This window comes from Priestia sp. BR_2, assembly GCF_041954005.1.
Lineage (GTDB): Bacteria > Bacillota > Bacilli > Paenibacillales > Paenibacillaceae > Paenibacillus_AQ > Paenibacillus_AQ lautus_A.
In genome coordinates, this window is record NZ_JAVFHM010000139.1 from 147,795 (window position 1) to 168,877 (window position 21,083).

At 54.8% G+C, this 21,083-nt stretch carries 16 protein-coding genes; 9 read left to right on the forward strand and 7 right to left on the reverse strand.

Going from position 1 to position 21,083, the window contains the following annotated elements; translation table 11 throughout:
• Positions 1–74 precede the first annotated feature (74 nt).
• Together RB298_RS05820 and RB298_RS05825 are read left to right on the forward strand one after the other, a co-directional pair.
• Positions 75–1,244: an epoxide hydrolase family protein gene (locus RB298_RS05820; RefSeq protein ID WP_486046302.1), complete on the forward strand. Its 1,170-nt coding sequence runs from the start codon at positions 75–77 to the stop codon at positions 1,242–1,244.
• Positions 1,245–1,327: 83 nt separating this feature from the next.
• Entirely contained in the window at positions 1,328–1,882 is a 555-nt protein-coding gene (locus RB298_RS05825) for a P-loop NTPase family protein (RefSeq protein ID WP_096775772.1), read from the forward strand.
• A 17-nt stretch (positions 1,883–1,899) separates the two neighbouring features.
• On the opposite strand, the gene cysK is transcribed toward RB298_RS05825, so the two are convergent.
• Complete coding sequence (gene cysK, locus RB298_RS05830) at positions 1,900–2,814, reverse strand: cysteine synthase A (protein WP_096775771.1); 915 nt, start codon at positions 2,812–2,814, stop codon at positions 1,900–1,902.
• A 253-nt stretch (positions 2,815–3,067) separates the two neighbouring features.
• Here cysK and RB298_RS05835 point away from each other — a divergent pair, with 253 nt between their 5' ends.
• The 7 genes from RB298_RS05835 (at position 3,068) to RB298_RS05865 (ending at position 11,693) form a co-directional block, all read left to right on the forward strand.
• Positions 3,068–3,931: a lipoate--protein ligase family protein gene (locus RB298_RS05835; protein ID WP_096775770.1), complete on the forward strand. Its 864-nt coding sequence runs from the start codon at positions 3,068–3,070 to the stop codon at positions 3,929–3,931.
• A 102-nt stretch (positions 3,932–4,033) separates the two neighbouring features.
• On the forward strand, positions 4,034–4,291 hold the full coding sequence (locus RB298_RS05840; protein WP_277747277.1) for an HNH endonuclease: 258 nt from the start codon (positions 4,034–4,036) through the stop codon (positions 4,289–4,291).
• Between the two features lie 123 nt (positions 4,292–4,414).
• Positions 4,415–6,040: a PhoX family protein gene (locus RB298_RS05845; protein WP_486046466.1), complete on the forward strand. Its 1,626-nt coding sequence runs from the start codon at positions 4,415–4,417 to the stop codon at positions 6,038–6,040.
• Positions 6,041–6,064: 24 nt separating this feature from the next.
• A complete protein-coding gene (gene tatA / locus RB298_RS05850) occupies positions 6,065–6,286 on the forward strand; it encodes a twin-arginine translocase TatA/TatE family subunit (RefSeq protein WP_096775768.1) in 222 nt (73 codons plus the stop codon).
• Positions 6,243–7,016, forward strand: coding sequence for a twin-arginine translocase subunit TatC (tatC, locus tag RB298_RS05855; RefSeq protein ID WP_192572731.1), 774 nt, complete (start codon positions 6,243–6,245; stop codon positions 7,014–7,016). The genes tatA and tatC overlap by 44 nt, the downstream gene beginning before the upstream one ends.
• 362 nt (positions 7,017–7,378) lie before the next feature.
• Positions 7,379–8,956, forward strand: coding sequence for an amidase (locus RB298_RS05860; protein WP_375121535.1), 1,578 nt, complete (start codon positions 7,379–7,381; stop codon positions 8,954–8,956).
• 439 nt (positions 8,957–9,395) lie between these two features.
• On the forward strand, positions 9,396–11,693 hold the full coding sequence (locus RB298_RS05865) for a helix-turn-helix domain-containing protein (protein WP_486046306.1): 2,298 nt from the start codon (positions 9,396–9,398) through the stop codon (positions 11,691–11,693).
• 108 nt (positions 11,694–11,801) lie between these two features.
• Here the strand turns inward: RB298_RS05865 and RB298_RS05870 are convergent, their stop codons facing one another.
• The 6 genes from RB298_RS05870 to RB298_RS05895 all read right to left on the reverse strand — a co-directional run bounded on the left by RB298_RS05870 (position 11,802) and on the right by RB298_RS05895 (position 21,079).
• Positions 11,802–12,848 carry a glycoside hydrolase family 18 protein gene (locus tag RB298_RS05870; RefSeq protein ID WP_486046308.1) on the reverse strand — a complete coding sequence of 349 codons (1,047 nt, stop codon included), beginning with the start codon at positions 12,846–12,848 and terminating at the stop codon, positions 11,802–11,804.
• A gap of 21 nt (positions 12,849–12,869) precedes the next feature.
• A complete protein-coding gene (locus RB298_RS05875) occupies positions 12,870–15,488 on the reverse strand; it encodes a transglutaminase domain-containing protein (RefSeq protein WP_486046310.1) in 2,619 nt (872 codons plus the stop codon).
• A gap of 7 nt (positions 15,489–15,495) precedes the next feature.
• Positions 15,496–16,521, reverse strand: a complete 1,026-nt coding sequence (locus RB298_RS05880) for a carbohydrate-binding family 9-like protein (RefSeq protein ID WP_452518873.1) — start codon at positions 16,519–16,521, stop codon at positions 15,496–15,498.
• A 65-nt stretch (positions 16,522–16,586) separates the two neighbouring features.
• Positions 16,587–17,873, reverse strand: coding sequence for an alpha-L-fucosidase (locus tag RB298_RS05885; RefSeq protein WP_015737869.1), 1,287 nt, complete (start codon positions 17,871–17,873; stop codon positions 16,587–16,589).
• A gap of 63 nt (positions 17,874–17,936) precedes the next feature.
• On the reverse strand, positions 17,937–19,322 hold the full coding sequence (locus RB298_RS05890; RefSeq protein WP_096775762.1) for an alpha-L-fucosidase: 1,386 nt from the start codon (positions 19,320–19,322) through the stop codon (positions 17,937–17,939).
• A gap of 146 nt (positions 19,323–19,468) precedes the next feature.
• Positions 19,469–21,079 carry an extracellular solute-binding protein gene (locus tag RB298_RS05895; protein WP_015737871.1) on the reverse strand — a complete coding sequence of 537 codons (1,611 nt, stop codon included), beginning with the start codon at positions 21,077–21,079 and terminating at the stop codon, positions 19,469–19,471.
• Between the last annotated feature and the right edge of the window lie 4 nt (positions 21,080–21,083).

The following is a 21,083-nucleotide window of genomic DNA, read 5'->3' on the forward strand; positions in this document are numbered from 1 at the left end:
ATTTTTATCTATTCTGCTGCAAGTCTGCTGGTATCAGTATACCAGACTCCCATTCTTCCTAAGAGGTGAAGCGAATGAATATCCAACCGTTTTCTTTTCAAATCGAGTCCGCTGCCATCGACGATTTATATCGGCGACTGGACATGACCCGGTGGCCTGACGAAATCCCCGGCGGAAATTGGAATTATGGCATCCCCCTTGATTTCATGAAGGACATGATCGCCTACTGGAGGCATGAATTCGATTGGGGAGCCTTCCGGCGCTCCATTCAGACTTATCCGAATTATATCGCCCAAATCGATGGAATCGATATTCACTTTATACATATCAAGGGCAGCGGCGAACACTCCGTACCGCTCCTCATTGCTCATGGTTGGCCGAGCTCCTTCTATGAAATGCTGGAACTTATCCCATATCTTATGAATCCTGGACAATTCGGCGGTCATGCGGAAATTTCCTTTGACGTTGTCATACCGTCTATCCCGGGCCATGGGTTCTCCGGCATTCCTTTACGTCCGGGCTTTGAGGACCGTCAGGCCGGGGAACTGCTCATGAAACTAATGACAGGGCTTGGTTATGAACGATTCGGCGCACATGGCTACGATATCGGTGCCAGCATCCTCGGACTTATGTGTCTTGACCATCCCGACCGGTTCATCGGCTATCATACCACCTCGCCTGGGAACCCAAGTCCCTATGCGGATTCGTCTTCCACGCTGTCCGACGAGGGGACCGCTTTCCTCGAATATCAGAAGCAATGGGAACGCGAGGAGGGCGCTTACGCCCATATCCTGGGCACACGTCCGCAGACCGCGGCCTATGGTTTGCATGATTCGCCCGTAGCGCTGGCCGCGTTCATTCTGGAAAAATGGCACTACTGGACCTCTCCCGAGGATGATAACGTCTTGCAGCATTTCAGCAAGGAGCAGCTCATGGCCAACGTCTCCATTTACTGGCTGACCCAGAGCATCAATGCCTCGAACCGTTATTATTATGAAGGCAAGCATACGAGGTGGCCGGGGCCCGAAGAGTTTTCGCCTGTACCGCACGGAGTCACCTTAACCGCTCAGCGGAATGAGCGTCCGCCCCGGACATTCGTGGAGCGGATATTTCCGAATGTGATCCACTGGAAGGACCTGAATGCGGGCGGGCATTTCATTGCCGCGGAACAACCCTCCTGGATTGCCGAGCAAATCACGGCCTTCTTCAAGCAGATTTGCGATTCGCCGCAGGAGGCACTATAATTTTACGACTAACGAAACAAGGACATCCCCGCTCCGGTACAGAAATGATTAACTACCATTTCTCATGAATGCGGTGATCTCTTATGGACACTAAGATCCCGAACCGGATCCATATTATCGGCTCCGTCGGCAGCGGCAAGACAACGCTTGCCCGGAAGCTGTCCGCCCAGTTTAATCTCCCTTATTACGAGCTCGACAATGTCGTATGGGAGCGGGCCCAGCCGGACGATATCAGGAGGAGTGAGGCGGATCGGGACGCGCTATTGCTAAGCATCGTGAACACGAATGGCTGGATCATCGAGGGCGCTCATCTGAAATGGGTCAGCCCCAGCTTCCGCCATGCGGATCTCATCGTTTTTCTGAACCCGTCCTACTCCACAATAACCTACCGGATCATCACAAGGTTCATCAAGCAACGACTGCGACTTGAACAAGCGCACTATACCCCTACTTGGGACATGCTCAAAAAAATGTTCGATTGGAGCGCCTCCTATCAGCGGGAGGGCCGATATCGGATCCAGGACACGCTTGCGGATTATCCCGGCAAAGTGGTCGTCGTGAGGAGCCATGAACAACTCATGCAGGAGCTTAAGCAGCGGATGCCCTCCATAGAACACCAAGAAAGGACCTCCGGTTAACCGGAGGTCCTTCCCGCTTAGAAAATATCCATGCTGAGATACCGCTCTCCCGTATCCGGGGCAATGCAGACAACCCGCTTCCCTTCCCCCAGCCGCTTCGCTACGCGAAGGGCCGCGAATACCGATGCGCCGGAGGATGGGCCTACCAGTATTCCTTCCTTGCGGGCCAAATTCCGAACGGTCTGCAATGCATCCTCGTCGGCGATCTGGATAATCTCGTCATATACGCTTGTATTCAGGATCTTTGGTACGAAGCCCGGGCTTGTGCCCACGAGCTTGTGCGGTCCCGGCTGTCCGCCGGAGAGCACGGGCGAGCCCTGCGGCTCGACCACCGCGATATGGAGGTTCGGCAAAGACTTCCTCAGCTCTTCCCCGGTTCCGGTTACGGTGCCGCCCGTTCCCGCCGTCGCCACGAAGGCGTCCAGCCGCCCTTCCATCTGTTCCATTATTTCCGGTGCTGTCGTCACCCTGTGAATGTCCGGGTTGGCCGCATTCTCGAACTGCTGCGGAATGAAGCTGCCCGGAATCTGCTCCCTAAGCACGAGCGCCTTGGCAATCGAGCCCGGCATGCGTTCGCTGCTCGGTGTCAGCACGACCTCCGCACCGTAGGCCTTCAAGATATTAATCCGTTCCTTGGACATGTTGTCCGGCATAATCAAGATGGCCCGATAGCCCTTGGCGGCTGCAATCATCGCCAAGCCGATGCCGGTATTCCCGCTCGTCGGCTCGATAATGGTGCCGCCCGGTTGGAGCAGGCCTTGCTCCTCCGCGGTATGAATTAGATTGTAGGCCGCGCGGTCCTTCACGCTGCCGGAAGGATTGAATCTCTCAAGCTTTACATAGACGTCGGCTGATCCTTCCGGCACTAGCCGCCGAAGTTTCACCATTGGCGTCTGGCCGATCATATCAACCACACTATTATAGATCTCCATGATGTTGATCTTCTCCTTTTATATATGAAGTGAAGTCATTCTCCAATCAAACCATATGACTCACAAAGACAATAAGCTTACTCGGATTATAACAAAAACGTTGATCGACGTACATTCACAGATGACAGACCGCGGTTAGATGAAGTTTTTCTTGCGATATCAGGAAGATCATGAATTTATGGTATGCTGTTCATGGAACAAGATTTGATCGGGCTTTACTTTACCCTATCCCTATTAAGGAGGCGCAACAAGCGTGAACATTCCGCCGCTGATACTACCAGAAGACCAACCCGTCCTGCTGCTTGACCGGACCGATAATTTAGCGCCGCACCAGGACGTGCTGTATCATTTTGCGCTGGACGAGCTTTTATGCAGGCTGACCGGAGAGGGCGGGCCCGCCATCTGCCATCTGTGGCGGCATCCGCGCGCCTTTGTCATGGGCGTGCGCGACAGCCGCCTGCCCGAGGCGCTGCAAGGGGAGGCCCACCTTCGTTACCTCGGCTATGACACCGCCGTTCGCCATTCGGGCGGTGCCGCGGTACCCTTGGACGCGGGTGTGGTGAACCTCTCCCTCATCCTTCCGTTTTCCTCCGCCGGACCGGCGCCTGATTTCCATCAGGACTTTGAAATTATGGTGGAACTGATCCGGGAAGCCCTCCGCGGCACGGGCCGAAACGTCGATACCGGCGAAATCGCCGGCGCCTTCTGCCCCGGTACGTTTGATCTCAGCATCGGCGGCCTCAAATTTTGCGGCATTGCCCAGCGGCGGCAGCGGAAAGCCTTCATTATCCAGGCTTTTATCATTGCCGAAGGTTCGGGCAGCGAACGCGCCCGGCTGGTCCGTTCCTTCTATGATATCGCAGCTGAGGGAGCCGACCCCAAGCATTATCCTCTAGTAGAAGCTGACAGCACCGCGAGCCTCGAGGAACTGACCGACATCGGCATCGGCTTCGACGCGGTGCGTCAATTCACCGCAGCCGTTAAAGGGGTCATTCGAGGATGGCAGGCAGGCAAGGATTTGGCCGAAGCGGCTTCCAGGTTTACGATGCCTGGGGCCGAGGATATCCGCATTATGGCTGATCAGATGCGTCAGCGGTATAAACGCCCCCCCATTTGAGGCAAACCAATAAAGCGGATTTAGCTTCGATCCCGCAACCATGAAGGAGGTGCTCCTCTGGACGATACAGAGAATCGGTGCGCTTGCTGCGGCAGGACCGGAGTGGAAACCACCGTTCACCATCTGACTCCCCGGGAGTATGGCGGCGCTCGCCTTCCCACCGCCCTGTTGTGCATTCCATGCCACAAGCAAATCCATCATCTCTATACCAATAAACAGCTCGTCGATCAAGGCTTAACGACCTTGGCGGCACTGCAACAGGATCCGGCCATGCAGTCCTTCATCCGCTGGATCCGCAAGACTCCTCCCGGCACCATCCCCAAATCCCGCAAGTCCAAAAATGTTCGGGGGCGGCGATAGCCCCCTAGATTACTTTATTTTTACATTTCCACCATTCACCGATGATATTCCCATAACATTTCCCCTATAAACTTGTCCTGATGGCAATTTATACATTAGGGGTGGATAAGCTTGAATAAAACGATGGACCGCAAAACGTTTCTGTCTTATCTGGGTACGGGCGCAACCGCATTGGCAGCCGCTTCCGCAGGCTTAGGCGTACTGGAAGGAAAGGCCTCCGCCATGTCCGGAACCGCAAATCATCTGTTCGGATTCAAAACGAATCGGGTCAGCGGCTACTTCGAGCCAATCGAACCAACCAAAGCAGACCAGCTCGTCCTGCCTAAAAATTTTAAATATGATGTCATTGCGGCATTCGACGACGTAATCAATCCGGCTGGCGAAAAATTCGGCTCCGGCTGCGATTACAACGCATTTTTCCCGCTCAAGGGCTCCAATGTCCGCGGCCTCCTGGTCAACAATCATGAGTATTCCACCATCTTCTCGATCGGACCTGTGAAGGACGGGAAAATGACGGCGGATCAAATCCATAAAAACCTGTATTACCAAGGCATGTCGGTCATTGAGGTATACCGCGACGAGAAGGGCGTATGGAAAATGGACACCACCTCCACCCATGCCCGCCGCATCAACGGGTTCAGCAAATTCGACATCACCGGCCCGGCCAAGGGGATCCCTGCCCTGAAGGGCGCCACGACGGCGACCGGCACGTTTGCCAACTGCTCCGGCGGCGTAACGCTGTGGAACACGGTTTTGTCCTGCGAAGAGAATTTCGAAGACACGGCGGCAGTCTCGAACCTGCCGGATACGCACTACGGCTGGGTCGTCGAGGTGGACCCGTTCGATAAATCCTTCTTGAAAAAGCATACCGCCCTCGGCAGATTCAATCATGAAAACACCGCCATGGGCCTTGCCGCAGACGGCCGGGTCGTTGTCTATATGGGCGACGACAAGAAGGATGCCTGCGTCTATAAATTCATCAGCAAGCACAAATACGATAAGAGCAAAGGGCGCGCCAACTCTGTGCTTCTGGAAGACGGAACCCTGTACGTTGCCAACCTGAAATCGGGTAAGTGGCAGCCGGTCACCCTTGAAGCCGTAGCCAAGGCCACTGCAGAAGATAAAGAGCTCCAGGCCAAATTCAAGTCCCAAGGGGACGTTGTGACTTACTGCCAGGAAGCTGCGCGTCTTGTCGGCGGAACGCCGACGGACCGTCCGGAAGACATCGAAATCTCGCCGTTCGATAATACCGTGTTTGTCTGCCATACGAACAACGACAATCACGGCAACATCCATGGTCATATCACGCGTATCTTTGAAGCAGGCAACGATCTGGCCGCCATGGAGTTCGACTTTGAGATCTTTGCTGCCGGCGGACGCCAATCCGGATTCAGCTCGCCGGACAACCTGGCGTTCGACTCGAACGGCGACCTGTGGGTCGTGACGGACATCTCCAGCAGCAGCCAGAACAAAGGCGTTCATAAATCCTTTATGAACAACGGACTGTTCGTGATCCCAACAAGCGGGCCGGAACAAGGAGTTGCGCTGCAATTCGCTTCCGGGCCGGTAGAGTCCGAGCTGACAGGCCCTTTCTTCACTCCCGACGAGCAGACGCTCTTCCTGTCCGTTCAACACCCGGGCGAAAATACGGAAGACCTCAGCAAACCAACCAGTACATGGCCTCACCGCTCCGGCGAAAAGATGGCGCGCTGCGCGGTCGTGGCGATTAGCGGCTTCAAACTGGAATAATACCAATCGAAAGGAGCGAGGATCATGCCGTTTGGCAACATTGGAATCGGTGGTTTAATTCTTATTTTGATTATCGCACTCATCATATTCGGTCCCTCCAAGCTTCCCGAGCTCGGTCGCGCTTTCGGGCGAACCTTAAGCGAATTTAAGGGCGCAACCCGCGGCTTGATGAACGGAGACGACGAGAATGGGAAAAAAGACGATGCTCCGCAGACTGCTGCAGCGGTCAATAAGCAGCACAGCTAATCCGAACGACCAAAGCGCGATCGAGCACCTGGAGGAAATGCGGAAGCGCCTGATCCGCACGCTGATTGCGTTTCTGGTCGCGATGGTGGCCGCCTTCATCTACGTCGAGAAGATCTATCACTGGCTGGTACGCGGGATGGACGAGCAGCTCGTTCTGCTCGGTCCCTCCGAAGTGATGTGGGTGTATATGATCATTGCAGGCGTGGTGGCCGTTACCGTCACGCTTCCCATTGCCGCTTACCAAATATGGCGGTTCGTGCAGCCGGCGCTGCCGGACGGAACCCACCGCTCCGCCATGCTGCTCATTCCCGTCATCAGCGTGTTATTCATTACCGGCATCTGCTTCGGATACTTCGTGCTGTTCCCGATGGTGCTGCAGTTCATGCAGCGCATGGCCGAAGGGGCCTTCCAAACGATGTATACCGCGCAAAAATACTTCACGTTCATGATTCATATGACCGTACCGTTCGGATTTCTGTTCGAAATGCCCGCCATCGTCGTTTTTCTGACGAAGCTCGGCATCGTGAATCCGCACCGGCTGGCCAAGATGCGCAAATCAGCCTACTTCCTGCTCTGCATCGTGGCCGTGACCATTACGCCGCCGGATATCATGTCCGATCTGATCGTGATCGTCCCGCTGTTCCTGCTGTACGAAATCAGCGTTTCGATCTCCAGATTCATCTATCGCAAGCAGTTGCAGCTCGCTCAAGCGGAGGGCAGCGCAACCTAATTCCACGTCCGTTTCCCCCGAAGTTGGACGGAACCTTCAAGAACCCGTGACCAGACAGCCTAAGCAAGCAGGTTGTCGTGAACACGGGTTCTATTTTGTGTAAGATTATCTTACATTATTTTTTATCGAAATCTCATAAAATGATTGACACTTTCAAAAAAAACCATTAACTTTACTAATTAACAAAGAATCCAACACCACTTTGTCATTAAAATGTTATGAATCAGGAGGTGAAATGTTCTAAATCACTTAGGGATTGTCATATTTATGTTATTAATACTTACATTATTGCAGTTCAGTTCCTTGATAGTCTCTAAGATCGCATGGGAGATGCGAAAAACGACGAATGGGGGAAATGATGAATGATGAAAAAACAAACCAAGATATTCAAACGCGTGTTGTCCATGGCACTCCTGCTTGGGTTGGCCATGAACAGCATAACCGCTGCGGCAGCTGAACGGTTTCCCTATGAGGAAATTACATTGAAGGAGCTTGAGAAGGGTTACGCGGAAGGAACGTTCAAAACCGAAGAGGTTGTGAAAGCCTACCTCGACCGGATCGGCATCTATGAATCCAATTACAATGCGTTCACCATGATGAATGCGGGCGCGCTTCAGGAAGCCCGCGAGGTTGATCGGCGCCGGGCGGCCGGCGAGAAGCTCGGCCCCCTTGCAGGTGTGCCGATTGTCATCAAGGAAGCCGTCGACGTCGCTGGCTTCCCGTCCACCTTCGGCTGGGCCCCGCTCAGCAAAGAGCTCGGCGGAATCGAGCTGATTCCGGAGAAGGACGCCCCCGTCGTTGCCCGCTTGAAGGCGGCCGGCGCCATTATCCTGGGCAAGACCAATATCCCGGCATTCAGCTCCGACGGTACGCGCGCCAGCTCCAGCTGGGCCGGCGACACCTATAACGCCATCGACCGGAAGCTGGTCCCGGGCGCCAGCAGCTCCGGCACGGCGATGTCCATATCGGGCAACTTTGCCGTGCTCGGCATTGCCGAAGAAACCGGCGGATCGATCCAGAATCCGGCGGCGGCCCAAGCGCTGGTCGGCATCAAACCAACCTTCGGATTGGTGCCGAATGCCGGGGTCGTGCCTCTCGCCGGAAGCACCAGAGACGTTGTCGGCCCGCATGCCCGCACGGTTCACGACGCCGCCGTCATGCTGGACGTCATCGCAGGCTACACGGCCGAGGATGCCAAGACCGTTGCATCGATCGGCAACATTCCCAAGAAAGGCTACACCTCCAAGCTGAATCCGTTGGCCCTCAAGAACAAACGCATCGGTCTCTATGGCCCGGGGTGGCTTGGCGAAGAGCTGACGGCGGAGACCCAGAAACTATATGACCGGGCCGTGAAGGAACTGGAGAGCCAGGGAGCCATCGTGGTTACCGATCCGTTCGCCGATACGGAATTCGCCGAATTCGCCAAATCGGCAGGCTCCATCGGCATTGAATCGATCGTGTACGATATGGAGCAGTATCTGAAGCGCCTGGGTCCGAATGCCGCCATTCAGTCGGTGGATGAACTGATCGAGAAGACGGGCGAGACCCCATCGGCGCTCGCCAGGTACCCGGAAGCCTTGAAAAATCCCGGCTCCGTCCCTGATCTCTCAACATTCACGGAAATCCGAACGAAGTATCTCCAAATTTTTAACGACGTGCTGGATCAACACAAGCTGGATGCACTCGTCTTCCCTCAGATGTATAAGGAAACGCCGCTGCTTCACAGCGAGGACAAAATCGCCGACACTACCGTTCCCGAGATCAACATCGCGGGAGTTCCTCTCGTCACGGTGCCGGCCGGATATTATAAGAGCGGTTCTCCGTTCTCCATCGCCTTTGTCGGCAAAATGTGGAGCGAAGCCGACTTGCTCGGCATGGCCTACGACTACGAGCAGGCAACGAAGCATCGCGTCGCTCCAACGCTTGTCGCCAAGCCTTAATACCTGCCTGATCAGCCTAGCCCAAATCAACCGGAGCCGCAGCGGCTCCGGTTTTTCAAGCAACGTATGCAATGATAAGACATCCGCTTCCATAGAAGCCCGGCGAACGGCCTATAAGCACCCATTACCTTCGTTATTTACATCGCGATTTTGAAATTTTGCATGTTTCCAATTAATTTTAGTCATGATCCATTGATTTATTAGTCAAGTTCTCCTAGTATTTTCATTAGGAACATCCGGCGGCTAATCATGAAAAGCTACAGCCTTGCCTTTATTTATGATAGCGCTATCAGACAATAGAAAAGATCAAACGTCTATCGACGCACCTTCGCAGATGATAGACTTATGCCCAGAGGAGATTTTCTTGCGATTATCGAATGGTTCAGCTCTGCTGTAAACTTATCATTCCATAATCTTAAAATACCGGGAGGTTGCAGATATGAAATGGAATCACTTCAAGTCCAAGCTTCTGCTTAAATACACACTGTCCTACATATCCATTTTCCTGATACCTCTTGTTATATTAACCATCATCATTTACCACAATGCCGTGGATACGCTCCGTTCCGAGATCGAGCAGACCAACGTCAATCAGCTGACCCAGGCCAAAACCGTCATCGACGAGCGCATGAAGGAACTGCAGGACATCGCGTTTCGAATTGCCTACGACGAGCAGCTGACCCGCTATTGGACCCACCATCCGTACTACAGCCGGGAATCCATCGGGGCCTTGGTCAAATACAAAGCGACCAGTTCCATCATCGATGAACTGTTCCTCTTCTTCCGCGGAGATAACAGCATTTACTCGTCCCAAGGCTTTGAGAACCTGAACGTTTTTACCGACCGCTACAAATTCAACAGCTGGAACGAAACGGAGATGGTCCGGGATTTAAACTCCGTCCAGATCCCGACCATGCGTCCGGCGGAACAAGTCGTGCAAGGGACCAAAACCCAGAATTCCATGCTGGCATACCTTGTGCCGATCGCACCCAACAATACGCCGGCTCACGGCACCGTCATGTATTTCATCCACGAATCGAATCTGACGGGATTGATCGACTCCATCCTCAGCGATTATCATGGGATGACTTATATTTTCGATAATTACGGACAAGTGCTGGCCGCCAATTACAAAGGCGAGACCATTACCGAGCAGGAGGTCAACGCGCTGTTCTCGCTTGAGCCGGGAACGCACAGCCTTTCGTTGAACCAAGAGCCCCATTCGGTTGTATCCGTCAAATCGGACACGGGCTGGACTTATGTCACCGCGATGCCAAGCAACCAATTTTTCGGCCGCATCGTGCATATCCGCACTTTTATCGTTCTGGTATTCTCCTTCGTGGTGATGATGGGCACCATTCTGGCGATCATGCTGGCCCGCCGGCAATACCATCCGATTTCGGATTTGATGGAGTTCATTCGCTTGAAGAATGATCCCGAACCGTCCACCCCCAGCAACGAGCTGGAATGGATCAAAAAGACGCTGCATGATTACAGCCAGCGCGTCGACCTTCAAGAGCCCTATGCCCGAAATCATATACTGCTCATGCTGCTGAAGCACGGCCATACCGGGGAATTCCCCGCCGAGTATACGGAGAAGCTGGGCATCCGCTTCAGCCGATCCCACTATTTTGTCGTGACCATGGGCTGGGAGTCGCATGCCCTTCCCATCGGCGACAATCCGGAACGGCGGCCTGTCATGCAGCTGATGAACGATGTGGAGCTGACCTCTTTTTCCGCCTATGCTTATGGCGTGGAGCTGCCGCAGCCCGATCAGCTGGCCCTCATCGTCGGATTCGATGCGGAAACCGGCCATGAAGCGAGCCTTAACGCTCGCATGGAGCCCATCGCCCTGGCGCTGCAATCGATCGCGGCCGAGCACACGGGCGTCTCTCCAGCAATCGGGGTAGGCAACCGCTACAGCTATCCGGAACAGCTGAATCAATCCTTCATCGAGGCAACGACCGCGCTGGAAGCATCCATGCTGCATGGACAGGGGAGCAGCACCTTCTTTAACGCTCTTTCGGGCTCCGGTGCGCAGGATTCCTCCTTCTGGGTCCCTAAGGATGTGCTGCTGAAACTGGTACAAAGCTTGAAGCAGGGCAGCTACGACGTGGCGGTTCAAATGGTATCCACCGCCTTGAATAACCTGAAGGCGGAAATGCCGTCCGTACCGCTCCTGCGCTGCATATGCTTTGATATCCTGAACACGATGCTGAAGACGGCTTCGGAGCTGGGCATCCATCATGTGGTTAATCAGCTGCCGCGCGTTACTTCCTATGACTCGCTGGAGGATTTGGAGAAGAAGCTTGCAGGCCTTGCCGCCGAAATCTGCGCCCATGTCGAGGCGAAGAGCGAGACGGAAGAAAGCTCCCTGATGGACGAAATCGTCGCCTACATCGATGCCAATTTCACGGATTATGACCTGAGTCTCGGCACGATTTCGTCCAAGTTCTCCATCTCCTCGTCGTATTTCAGCCGCTCCTTCAAAGAGAAGATCGGCATGAACTTTACGCAGTACATCTGGCAGAAGCGGATGGACGAGGTCATCCGGCAGCTGCTCCACACTTCCGACCCGTTAAAGGATATCATTACGCGGGTCGGTTACCTGGATACACCGAACTTCATCCGGAAATTCAAGAAAGAGACGGGTTACACGCCGGGCCAATACCGCAAAATGCACAGTCCCAACGCCGCCGATTCCACGGACGATGACGACGAGGAGTGCATCGGGTAACGGTTTCGCCGGATAAATGAAAACCTCCCTTCGGGCCCTAGGGTCCAAGGGAGGTTTTCGTATGTTTTAAGGCGCTATCAGCCAGCCGTCCCGCCGCGCCGGCATCTTCTATTTCCCGGCCGGGATGCTCTGAAGTCCTTGATGCATGGCCGTCAGCAGGCGACGGGTCGGGTCGCATCCGTATTCCCAGAACATGATCCCGGCCAAGCCTTGCTCCTTCACGTATTGGCATTTGCACCGAATCGATTCCTCATCGTCATAAGAAATCAGGCTGGAGCCGTTAAACAGATACGGCGCACAAGCCTCCTCATCCCAATAACGGATGTAGCCGTTCTTGTTGATGTACTCGGCAGCCAGCGCCGCGAAAGCCGGACCATAACCGCCCGTGCTGCCGGCCATTTGGTGAAGGCCGTTGTTCCGGTCCGGCACTTCATTCCATACGCGCGAATAAAATGCGGCACCGATGACGATCTTCTCCTTCGGGACGCCGGCTTGGACGAACAGGCTCACGGAAGCATCCGTGCTGATTCGGAACAGATCGCCGGTGGGCGTGTACAGATTCGTATGATGTCCGGTCAGGATCTGAAACCCGCCGCGCATGTCATAGGTCATCAACTGGACAAAATCCAGATACTTCTGCACCTCCGCCATCTCCGTGCCGTCTACATAGTACTGGTCGGCCCCCGCAGCTATCGTAAGCAGGTAGTGACGCCCGTCTTGCGAGCCCTTGGCATCAAGAGCCTCCCGGATCGTCTTGAGCAGAAGGGTAAAATTCCGTTTATCGTCCGGACTTGACGCTATGCCGGCCTCCCCGTAGCAAGGATATTCCCAGTCCAGATCGATCCCGTCAAAAGGGTATTCCTCCAGCACCCGTATGGCGGATGCGGCCATGCGGCCCCTTCCCCCTTCAGTGGAGGCGGCTTCCGAGAAACCGCCCGCACTCCAGCCGCCAACGGACAGCAGCACCGTAAGACCGGGGTGATCCCGTTTGATGTTCCGGACAACCTCGCCATTCTTCAGATGCTCGGTCGTGATCTCATCGTTCTTGACATGGCCGAAGGCCACGTTCAGATGCGTCAATTTCGTCAAATCCTCATGCGTCATGTCGGGAAGAGCCGAATCGACGGCGTATCCCGCCGCAATGTACTTCGTCATTACACTTCACTCCGATCCATTCTAGGGTTGTGATATCGCGGCTGCAATTTGCAGCGCTTCTTTCCCGGTGCCGATCTTGTATCCCGAAGCCGCATAACGGATCTGGTCCTGGCCGTCCAGGACGAACAAATGAGGGTAACCGGCTTCATGCGCGGCAGGATCCGGGATGAAGCCCGATAAGGAAGCATAACCGGAATCCCGCACGAATACCGTGCGAGCCGGCAGCTTGGGATAGCCGGCCGGATCAAAGGAAGCCGTCCATTCCGCATCTCCGATTGCCAGCACAATCGGCAATCCCAGCTTGTCGAGCGGCTCAGCCAGCTCGCTCAGCTCGCGAAGCAGATGCTTGGTCGGCTCCCGCTCCGGTTCGATCCAGGCAGCGATGGCTCCCTCTGATCCCAACAGCCCCTTCAGAACGGCCCCGGCTCCATCCAGCCGGGTCAAAACGCCGCCCGTCTCGAGCTTGCCCAGCACGGGAATGTCGACCGCCGTTTCCCGATACGTCAGCGCTACCGCTACGGTATCATCCGCTCGCACGGTAAAGTACGTGAAGCGCACGCTTACCGTTCCGTCCTTCAGCCGGACGCCCGAAGTCAAGCGGTAAGAACCCGGCTCCACCTCATACGGCCCATCGTAAACATCGGTCATGCCATAAGGGTATACCAGCGTCTTGTACACGCCATCTTCCAAGCGGGCGAAGGTAAAATTCTCGGCATAGGATGCGGCTGGCACGTCCTTCGAAACCTCCGTATCCCTGAGGAGCTGCAGCATCCCCCAGCTCGATCCCTCCTGGTTCCGATGGGAAGCCAGACGGAATACGGCATCTTCCCAACCGCCATCACCTAGGTACTGCGGCTTCTGCTCGCTCGGATGCAGCCGGGCAGGAATTCCCAGACTGCGGCATACCGCCACGAACAGGATATCCAGCGACTGCTGGTCTCCCTTCATCAGGCTGTACGTGCCGGCCGGATTCCCCTTGCCCTTCAAGTTGGGAAGATCTTCATGATACGCATAGCCTTGCTCCAAATGACCGGCAAGCTTCGATGGATTTTCCCTGAACGCTTCTGCCTCCGCGGCCGTAAAGGCATGGTCGAATACGCGTCGATACGGAACCAGCATTTCATAAGAGACCCGCGGGCACAGGATGTACTTCACGAAAGTATCCTCATCCCACGATCCGCGCCGGGAGACCGCGCCCATCAGATGATCATCCAGCGTTTGCCGGAAGGTATCAATCAAATCCTTTTCGTTCAGCGACTCCAGCAGCCGCAGCGGCCACTCGCCATATTCGCCCGATCGCTCCTCCAGGAAAGCGGCGATTTCGCGGCTGTTGCCCCTGGCCTTTTGCAGAACGTCCCACACCCGTTCGGGTGGCAGCCCCAGCGTCTTGGCCACCGCGAATGCCTTTTCCTCGCTCAGGAATGTCCCCTCGTAGTCGGTCCGGATCTTTGACCCTTCCTCCAGACGGCGATTATGAGCCCGGATCATCTCTTCCGGCAGCGCCGACGTGGCATCTCCTTCTCCTTCGGGCGGAGGAACCATATCGAAATCCACGATTCCTGCCGGCTGTTCGGATGAAGCAAGCACAAGCTCAATACGTTCGTTATCGTGGGCCTTATATAAGATTTCGCTCCACTTGCCTTCGCTGACCGCTCGAATCAAGAGATCGCCATAACCCGTCTTAAAGGAGGCCACTCCCCGTTCATCCGTTCTGATCTCGGCAATGGGATAAAATTCGGCCATATTGTACAGCTCAAACCGGACGCTTGCACCGGATACGGGCTCTCCCCGCTCGTTCCTCACGATCACGTCAAGGGTGCGAGCCGGCGCATAGTTCTCCAGCAAATTGATTTCCGTAAATCCCTTCTCATTCAGGGTAATATCCTCCGGCCCCGGGTAATCGGCAAAAATTCGCGTATTGATCAGCATGGCCCTGCGCGCCGGCGGACTGAACCACCCTTGGTTCAACCGGGCTTCCGGTTCGCATGCCCCGATGTAATACCACTGGCCGTCCGCCCATGCTTCCACCCAGGCATGATTGCTGTCGCAATGGGCCCAGCGCGGCGTATACACCTGACGCGCGGGAATGCCGATGCTTCGCAGCGCGGCCACCGCCAGCGTAGACTCCTCGCCGCAGCGTCCGCGCGCATTCCGGATCATCGTCAGCGGCGAAATCGTCCGCAGATCGCTGCCGATGTAGGTGGCCTTCTCATGACACCAGTAATTGGTCTCCAGAATGGCGTCTGCCATCGATAACCGCGCGGTCCGTTCGGCCAGCTCGTTGTAAAGGATACCGCGGAAATCCTCAATATTTTCCGTATTGACCCGATATGGAAGCACAAAATGCAGGAACAGATGATCCGGCACACGCTCGCCCCAAGGCACGCGCTTACGGATGTCCAAGGCTTGGCGCACATGGCTTAAGAACAACGCACCATCGTAGTCGGCCAAGTCGTTCACCGGCATGTAAGCAAACAAATATTTCAAAGCCCAAGTCTCTTCTTCCGTCAGTTCCTGCTCAAATACGTGAAACAGCTGATCCTTGCGGGCCTCCGCAAAAACGATTTTCTCCTGAAACTTCTGCTCGATCCGCTCCAGCGTTTGCGAATCCAGCGAGAACACCATGGTTTGGCTGGTCATCCTCCGCTCACTCCCTCCATAGCTTTCCGTCTTCCCGAATGCAGATCAGAGCCGTGCCGTCGGAAGAAGGCGCGCTCATCTGGAACAGGCTGCGGGTCGTTTCAATCACGGGTTGGATGCTCCACGAATCCTCGCCCATGAGCTCCTTCATTTCCCGCGCAAATTCACCGTGGGCTTCATAGTGATTACGCTGCCGGTAATAGAGCCTGCGCAGCTCCCATTTGATCCGCTCGTCTTCCGGAAGCGTGAACGCTTGATGCCCCTCCTCGCCGTCGGCGAATACGACATAACCCCACAGCTCCGGGTAATGCATATTGATGATGCCCATGGGCGACCATACCCAGTTGTCCTCCGGGAAAGGCTTGCCCGTCTCCGGATTCATCACCTTGCGATACTCCCCGTCTTGCACTTCGGTCTGCCATTCGACGCGCGAGAAGTTGACGCGCCAGAACTCGCCCGGCAACGGCGGGCGGCCGTCTTCGGCGCATTCCTTCAGACTGGACCAAGGAATCGCGACCTCCACGCTCCATTTCCTGTTATCGGCGCCAGGCCGATTCAACTCCCCATCGATAAACACCGCTGTCTTGAGACCGCTGATATCCCAGCCGTTAACCGGCGGCCCGCCATCCCGGTACGGTTTCACCAGCAGCAGGTCCCATACCGTATTCAGTGCATTGATCTCGAATTCGTAATATTGATGGCTGTCCCCGTCCGGATCAATGAATATTTCAAAGTCATTATCATAGAAAATAACCGAATCGCGTTCCGTCAAGGTCGCCCAAATCTGATCCTCGATCAGCTCGGCGGCAAAATAAAAATAGTCGTCATCCCACAGCATTTTAACCCGGGTTTGTTTGGCCGGCTTCGGGCGAAGATCCCCTTCGATATCAACGAAATCGTCGGTCCATTCCGCCGCATCCCAGAATGCCTTATCCACGCGGCCGTCCAGCACGAGCGGCTGTCCCGCACGCCTGCATATGTAATGCTTGGGAGCATACTCAATCCTCGGCTCCGGCACTCCACTTCTGTTCATGTCATTCTCTCCGCTTCGTGAGGGAGGCTAAGCGCCTATCAAGCGTTTATCTCCCCGTGATATGGTTAGTTATGGGTGACGACGGCTCCCGAGCCGCCGTACATCTCCAGCTCTTCGTCAAACTCCAGCTTAAGGACCGTCACCTGCTCATGCGTATCTTCCGGCGTCATTTTGATCCACGTCGTCCCCGGGATGTTGAACCAAGGCACGCCTCCATGGATTTCATGTTCAAGCTCTTTGCCCGAATGCAGCACGGTAATTTTCTTGATCGGATTGCACAGTCCCTTGATGCACACATTCTCCTTCGGGTCATCATAGACAAATAAATACAATGTCTTTCGATCCTCGGAGATCGTGCTTCCTCCCAGATAATAGCGGGTCATAATGCCTTCGCCCGTTCCGAATACGGCCTCCTCATGAGTTCGGATCCAAGCTCCCAGCCCAAGCAGAATGTCCTCCTGCCTTGGATCGATGGTGCCGTCCTCGCGGGGACCGATATCCAAGAGCATATTGCCGCCCATGGAGATGCAGTCGCAGAACATCCGAATGATCTGGTTTAATGATTTGTATTTATGGTCTGTCGGCACGTAGCCCCATGAGGTGTTGATCGTGGTGCAGAATTCCCACGGTCCCTCCGGTCTCGTGATCGGAATGCCCTGTTCCGGCGTTTTATAATCGCCGTGGCCCTGAAGCCGCGAGTTGATGATGATATCCGGATTGAAGGATTGCAGATAATGCTTGAACTCCGGCAGATTCCACTGCTCGGCGCTGCGTTCCCAATCGCCGTCGAACCACAGCAGATCCACCTTCCCGTAATTCGTCAGGATTTCCCGCAGCTGATTGTTGTTGAACTCCAGGAATTTCTGCCACTTCTCCTGATCCTGAACGCCGTCCACGGGACTGGTGTGCGGGTTGACGCCGCTGAGATCCTCCGGCACCCTGCCTCCTTCGAACACGCTCGGATAATCCGGATGCGACCAGTCGATCAGGGAGAAATACATGCCCAGGTGAATCCCCTTCTCCCTGATCGCTTCCGCATACTCCCGCACGATGTCCCGATTGGCCGGCGTCCGCTTGACCACGTTGAGATCGCTGTACTGCGTATCCCACAGGGCGACGCCGTCATGGTGCTTCGTTGTCAGCACGGCATAACGGGCGCCGGATTTCTCGATCAAGTCCGCCCATTTCTCCGCATTGAATTTCGATGCCGTAAAACCGTCCAGCTGCTTCATGTACTCGTCGTACGTGATCCTCCCGTTATAGAAGGACCAGGATTCCGAGACCCCGTCCACGGCATAGATGCCGTAGTGAATGAAGATCCCCAGCTTGGCTTCTTCGAACCATTTCTGCATATCTGTCCACACCTCTTCTTGAAGTCGTTATACGTGAGAGAAATCGTTTATGCAGTCCGCCTCTTACCGAAACCGCAGTACATGCGCGATCGGCGCCGTTCCCTGACGCTCCTGATCCGGAAGACGGACCGCGACACCATCGTCCGTGCGGCGATAATCCAGTGCCTCCTGACCCCCGACCAGATCAACTCGGCCGAACGCCGTCTGAATCGGAATGAACAGCTCCTCAGGGACGGCTTCTTGCTCATTACGATACAGATAAATGGCATAGGTCGTATCGTCTTTTTGGGTAAATTGGACCGCGCCGGAGGAATACGGCTCGCAGACACGCGTTCCATAGATGGCCTCTCCGTAGACCTTCAGCCACGCGCCCATGCCCTTCATTCTTGAAATGGCCGTCTCGGACAGTCTTCCGTCCGGCTGCGGGCCTATGTTCAGCGCGAGATTGCCGCCTTTGGCCACGATCTCGACCAGCAGATGGATGAGCTGACGAACCGATTTGTAACGATCTTCGTAACGGAAAGAGAAGGAGGTTCCCATCGTGATGCAGCTTTCCCAAGGCACGTGAAGAGCACGTTCAGGGAGGGTCTGCTCCGGCGTGATCAGATTCTCGTAAGGCCCGCCGACCGTCCGGTCCGCCGAGAGGAGCCAAGGCTGGATTTTGCGCGCTTTCTCCACCGCTTCGCCCAATCGGATATTCTGGTCCCGGTAATCGTTCACCCAGCCTGCATCGAGCCACAGCACATCAATGCGGCCGTAACGGGTCATCAGTTCCATGATCTGCTCATGGGTAAACTGAACGAACTGTTCCCACAGCCACGGATATTTCTTCGGATCGTAGCTGGGTCCGCGTGACGTAAAGCTCCCCGCTTCCATTCCCGGCGCCCAGTAGTACGGCGTATGCCAATCGGCCTTGGAGAAATAGGCGGAAATGCCGAGCCCCTTGGCACGGAAGGCATCAAACAGCTCCTTCGTAATATCGGCGTATTTATGCGTATGGAACGGACAGTCCGGCCCCGTGACGCGGTAGTCGGTCGTATGCGTATCCCACATGCAGAACCCGTCATGATGCTTGGTCGTAAAATTCAAATATTTGAAGCCGTTCTCCGCTGCCAGATCAGCCCACAGATCAGGCTGAAACCGAAGCGGGTTGAACGTCTTGTTCAGATCGAAATACTGCCGCTTAAGCTCCTCCGCATCGATATCCCAATCAATGCCGTCGCGCGACCAGTCCGCGTCCTTATCGCTCAGCGCCCACGATTCGACCAGGCCGAGCTGGGAATACGGCCCCCAATGCATCATCAGGCCCAGCTTCTGGTCCTTGAACCATTCCAGGCGCTCCAGGAGCAGCGGATCCTCCGGCTTGACCCACTTGTCCTCGCTGCTGAAATTATGTACGCCCTGCTCCACTACCGCTTGCTCTTCCTCTACCAGCTTGTTCTCCGACATGGTGTACCTCCATATTTCATTTGTGATAACGGTATCTTTGAAGATCATTAGAACGGGCTTCGCCTGCCCTTTAAAAACAATAGCCAACCCCCGGTCAAGAAGCGACCGGGATACGTTGGCTCTTTGTTTTTCAACTATGCATCTGATTATTGCTCAGCGTTCCAGCGATCATAAGCGCCTTGGTAAAGCTCGACGAGACGGTCGCTGCCCATTTTCTTGACTTGTGCGACATATTTATCCCAATTCTCAAGCGGCTCTTGGCCTGTTACGAATTTGGCTTCCATCTGTTTCACGTACGTTTCCAAATCGGACAACAGCGCAGTTGCCTCGCTCTGCTCTTCATTCGTCAAGTAGACGTTAGGGAACGGCGATTTACCGATCGGCACAAGCTTTTCTTGGTTCTGCTGGTCGATCCACTCATCGAATTCGGTGCGAAGACCTTTCGCAACATCCGGATCATTGACGCCAGGCGTCAGAATGCCGTAGTTCGGCGTGATTTTGCCGCGATACTCCTCACGATCGCCGCCGCCCGGCACTGGGAGCCATTCTTTCACGCGGTTAGCTTCATCCTTGAATTTCCACAGGGTGCCTTCCGGTCCTTGGTTAAACAGCGTAGCGCCTTCATAGCTGTACAGGTAATCGATCCAGCGCATGGTCGCTTCCGGAGCCGGGTTGCTGCTCGAAATGGCGAATGTGCCTCTTGCCGACATGCCAGGATGCATGCCGTATACCGGAGAGTCGGCGATTTCACTCTTCACCGGCGTCATGAGCGGATGCTCGCTGCTAGGCTCGCCGCCGAGCGTGAAGTACGCATGGTAGTCGTTAAACAGAGCCAGCTGATTGTTTTCTCCCTTGGCCTTTTTCTGATCGCCTGTTTGCGAGAAGGTCTCATGATCCAGCAGTTCTTCCTTCCACAGACGGTTCATGAACGTCAGATAGCCTTTGTAGCCTTCTTCCTGATAAGGGTAGTGTACTTTCCCATCCTTGTCGGAATAGATGCCTTCGTTGTACATGCCCCAGAAGCCGAAGAAGTACATACGCAGGTCATCCAGCTTGACGGAAGTCAGCGGAATCTCGTCTTTCTTTCCGTTTCCGTTAGGATCTTCTTCCTTGACGCGTTTCAAGAATGTATATAATTCCTCAGTAGTCTTAGGTTCGGACACGTTTAGCGCTTTTAGGAACTTGCCGTTGTACCACATCGGGCCTCTGTACCATACGGCAGCCTTGTCGACGAACGGCAGGGCGTAAATATGTCCGTCCGGGGTTGTGAAAGATTTGCGGACATCAGGGTTCTCGTCAAAAATCTTTTTGATGTTCGGTGCATAACCCTCGTCAATGTACTTCTCCAGCGGAATGAGGATGCCCTGGCTGCCGTAAGTTACCTGCTCAGCCGGCTTCAGATCCGCCGCATAGAACATATCGGGCAAATCGCCGCTCGCAAACACCAGATTTTTCTTTGTTTCAAAGCTGTCAATCGGAGAAAGCTGATATTCCAGCTTGATGCCTGACAATTTCTCCATCTCTTGTAGTACGGGCATCGTATTCCAATCGGCTACACCGGCATCCTGTGACATGACCGTCAGCGTGATCGGCTCATCCACAATCGGGAAACCTTCCTTCTTTACCCCTTCCGTGCTGGCTGTCCCGGACGGTGCTGTAGCAGCGCCATCTCCTTTAGGTGAACCACAGGCTGCAAGCATTGTTGCTGAGAGGGTGAGGCAGAGTAAAATAGATGATGCCTTGCGAAGCTTTTTCATGACA

Excerpts from the sequence above, each read along its gene's own strand:
- RB298_RS05820 (WP_486046302.1), top strand. The coding sequence starts at position 75 with ATGAATATCCAACCGTTTTCTTTTCAAATCGAGTCCGCTGCCATCGAC.
- RB298_RS05825 (WP_096775772.1), top strand. The coding sequence starts at position 1,328 with ATGGACACTAAGATCCCGAACCGGATCCATATTATCGGCTCCGTCGGC.
- cysK (WP_096775771.1), bottom strand. The coding sequence starts at position 2,814 with ATGGAGATCTATAATAGTGTGGTTGATATGATCGGCCAGACGCCAATG.
- RB298_RS05845 (WP_486046466.1), top strand. The coding sequence starts at position 4,415 with ATGGACCGCAAAACGTTTCTGTCTTATCTGGGTACGGGCGCAACCGCA.
- tatA (WP_096775768.1), top strand. The coding sequence starts at position 6,065 with ATGCCGTTTGGCAACATTGGAATCGGTGGTTTAATTCTTATTTTGATT.
- tatC (WP_192572731.1), top strand. The coding sequence starts at position 6,243 with ATGCTCCGCAGACTGCTGCAGCGGTCAATAAGCAGCACAGCTAATCCG.
- RB298_RS05860 (WP_375121535.1), top strand. The coding sequence starts at position 7,379 with ATGATGAAAAAACAAACCAAGATATTCAAACGCGTGTTGTCCATGGCA.
- RB298_RS05865 (WP_486046306.1), top strand. The coding sequence starts at position 9,396 with ATGAAATGGAATCACTTCAAGTCCAAGCTTCTGCTTAAATACACACTG.
- RB298_RS05870 (WP_486046308.1), bottom strand. The coding sequence starts at position 12,848 with ATGACGAAGTACATTGCGGCGGGATACGCCGTCGATTCGGCTCTTCCC.
- RB298_RS05875 (WP_486046310.1), bottom strand. The coding sequence starts at position 15,488 with ATGACCAGCCAAACCATGGTGTTCTCGCTGGATTCGCAAACGCTGGAG.
- RB298_RS05880 (WP_452518873.1), bottom strand. The coding sequence starts at position 16,521 with ATGAACAGAAGTGGAGTGCCGGAGCCGAGGATTGAGTATGCTCCCAAG.
- RB298_RS05885 (WP_015737869.1), bottom strand. The coding sequence starts at position 17,873 with ATGCAGAAATGGTTCGAAGAAGCCAAGCTGGGGATCTTCATTCACTAC.
- RB298_RS05890 (WP_096775762.1), bottom strand. The coding sequence starts at position 19,322 with ATGTCGGAGAACAAGCTGGTAGAGGAAGAGCAAGCGGTAGTGGAGCAG.
- RB298_RS05895 (WP_015737871.1), bottom strand. The coding sequence starts at position 21,079 with ATGAAAAAGCTTCGCAAGGCATCATCTATTTTACTCTGCCTCACCCTC.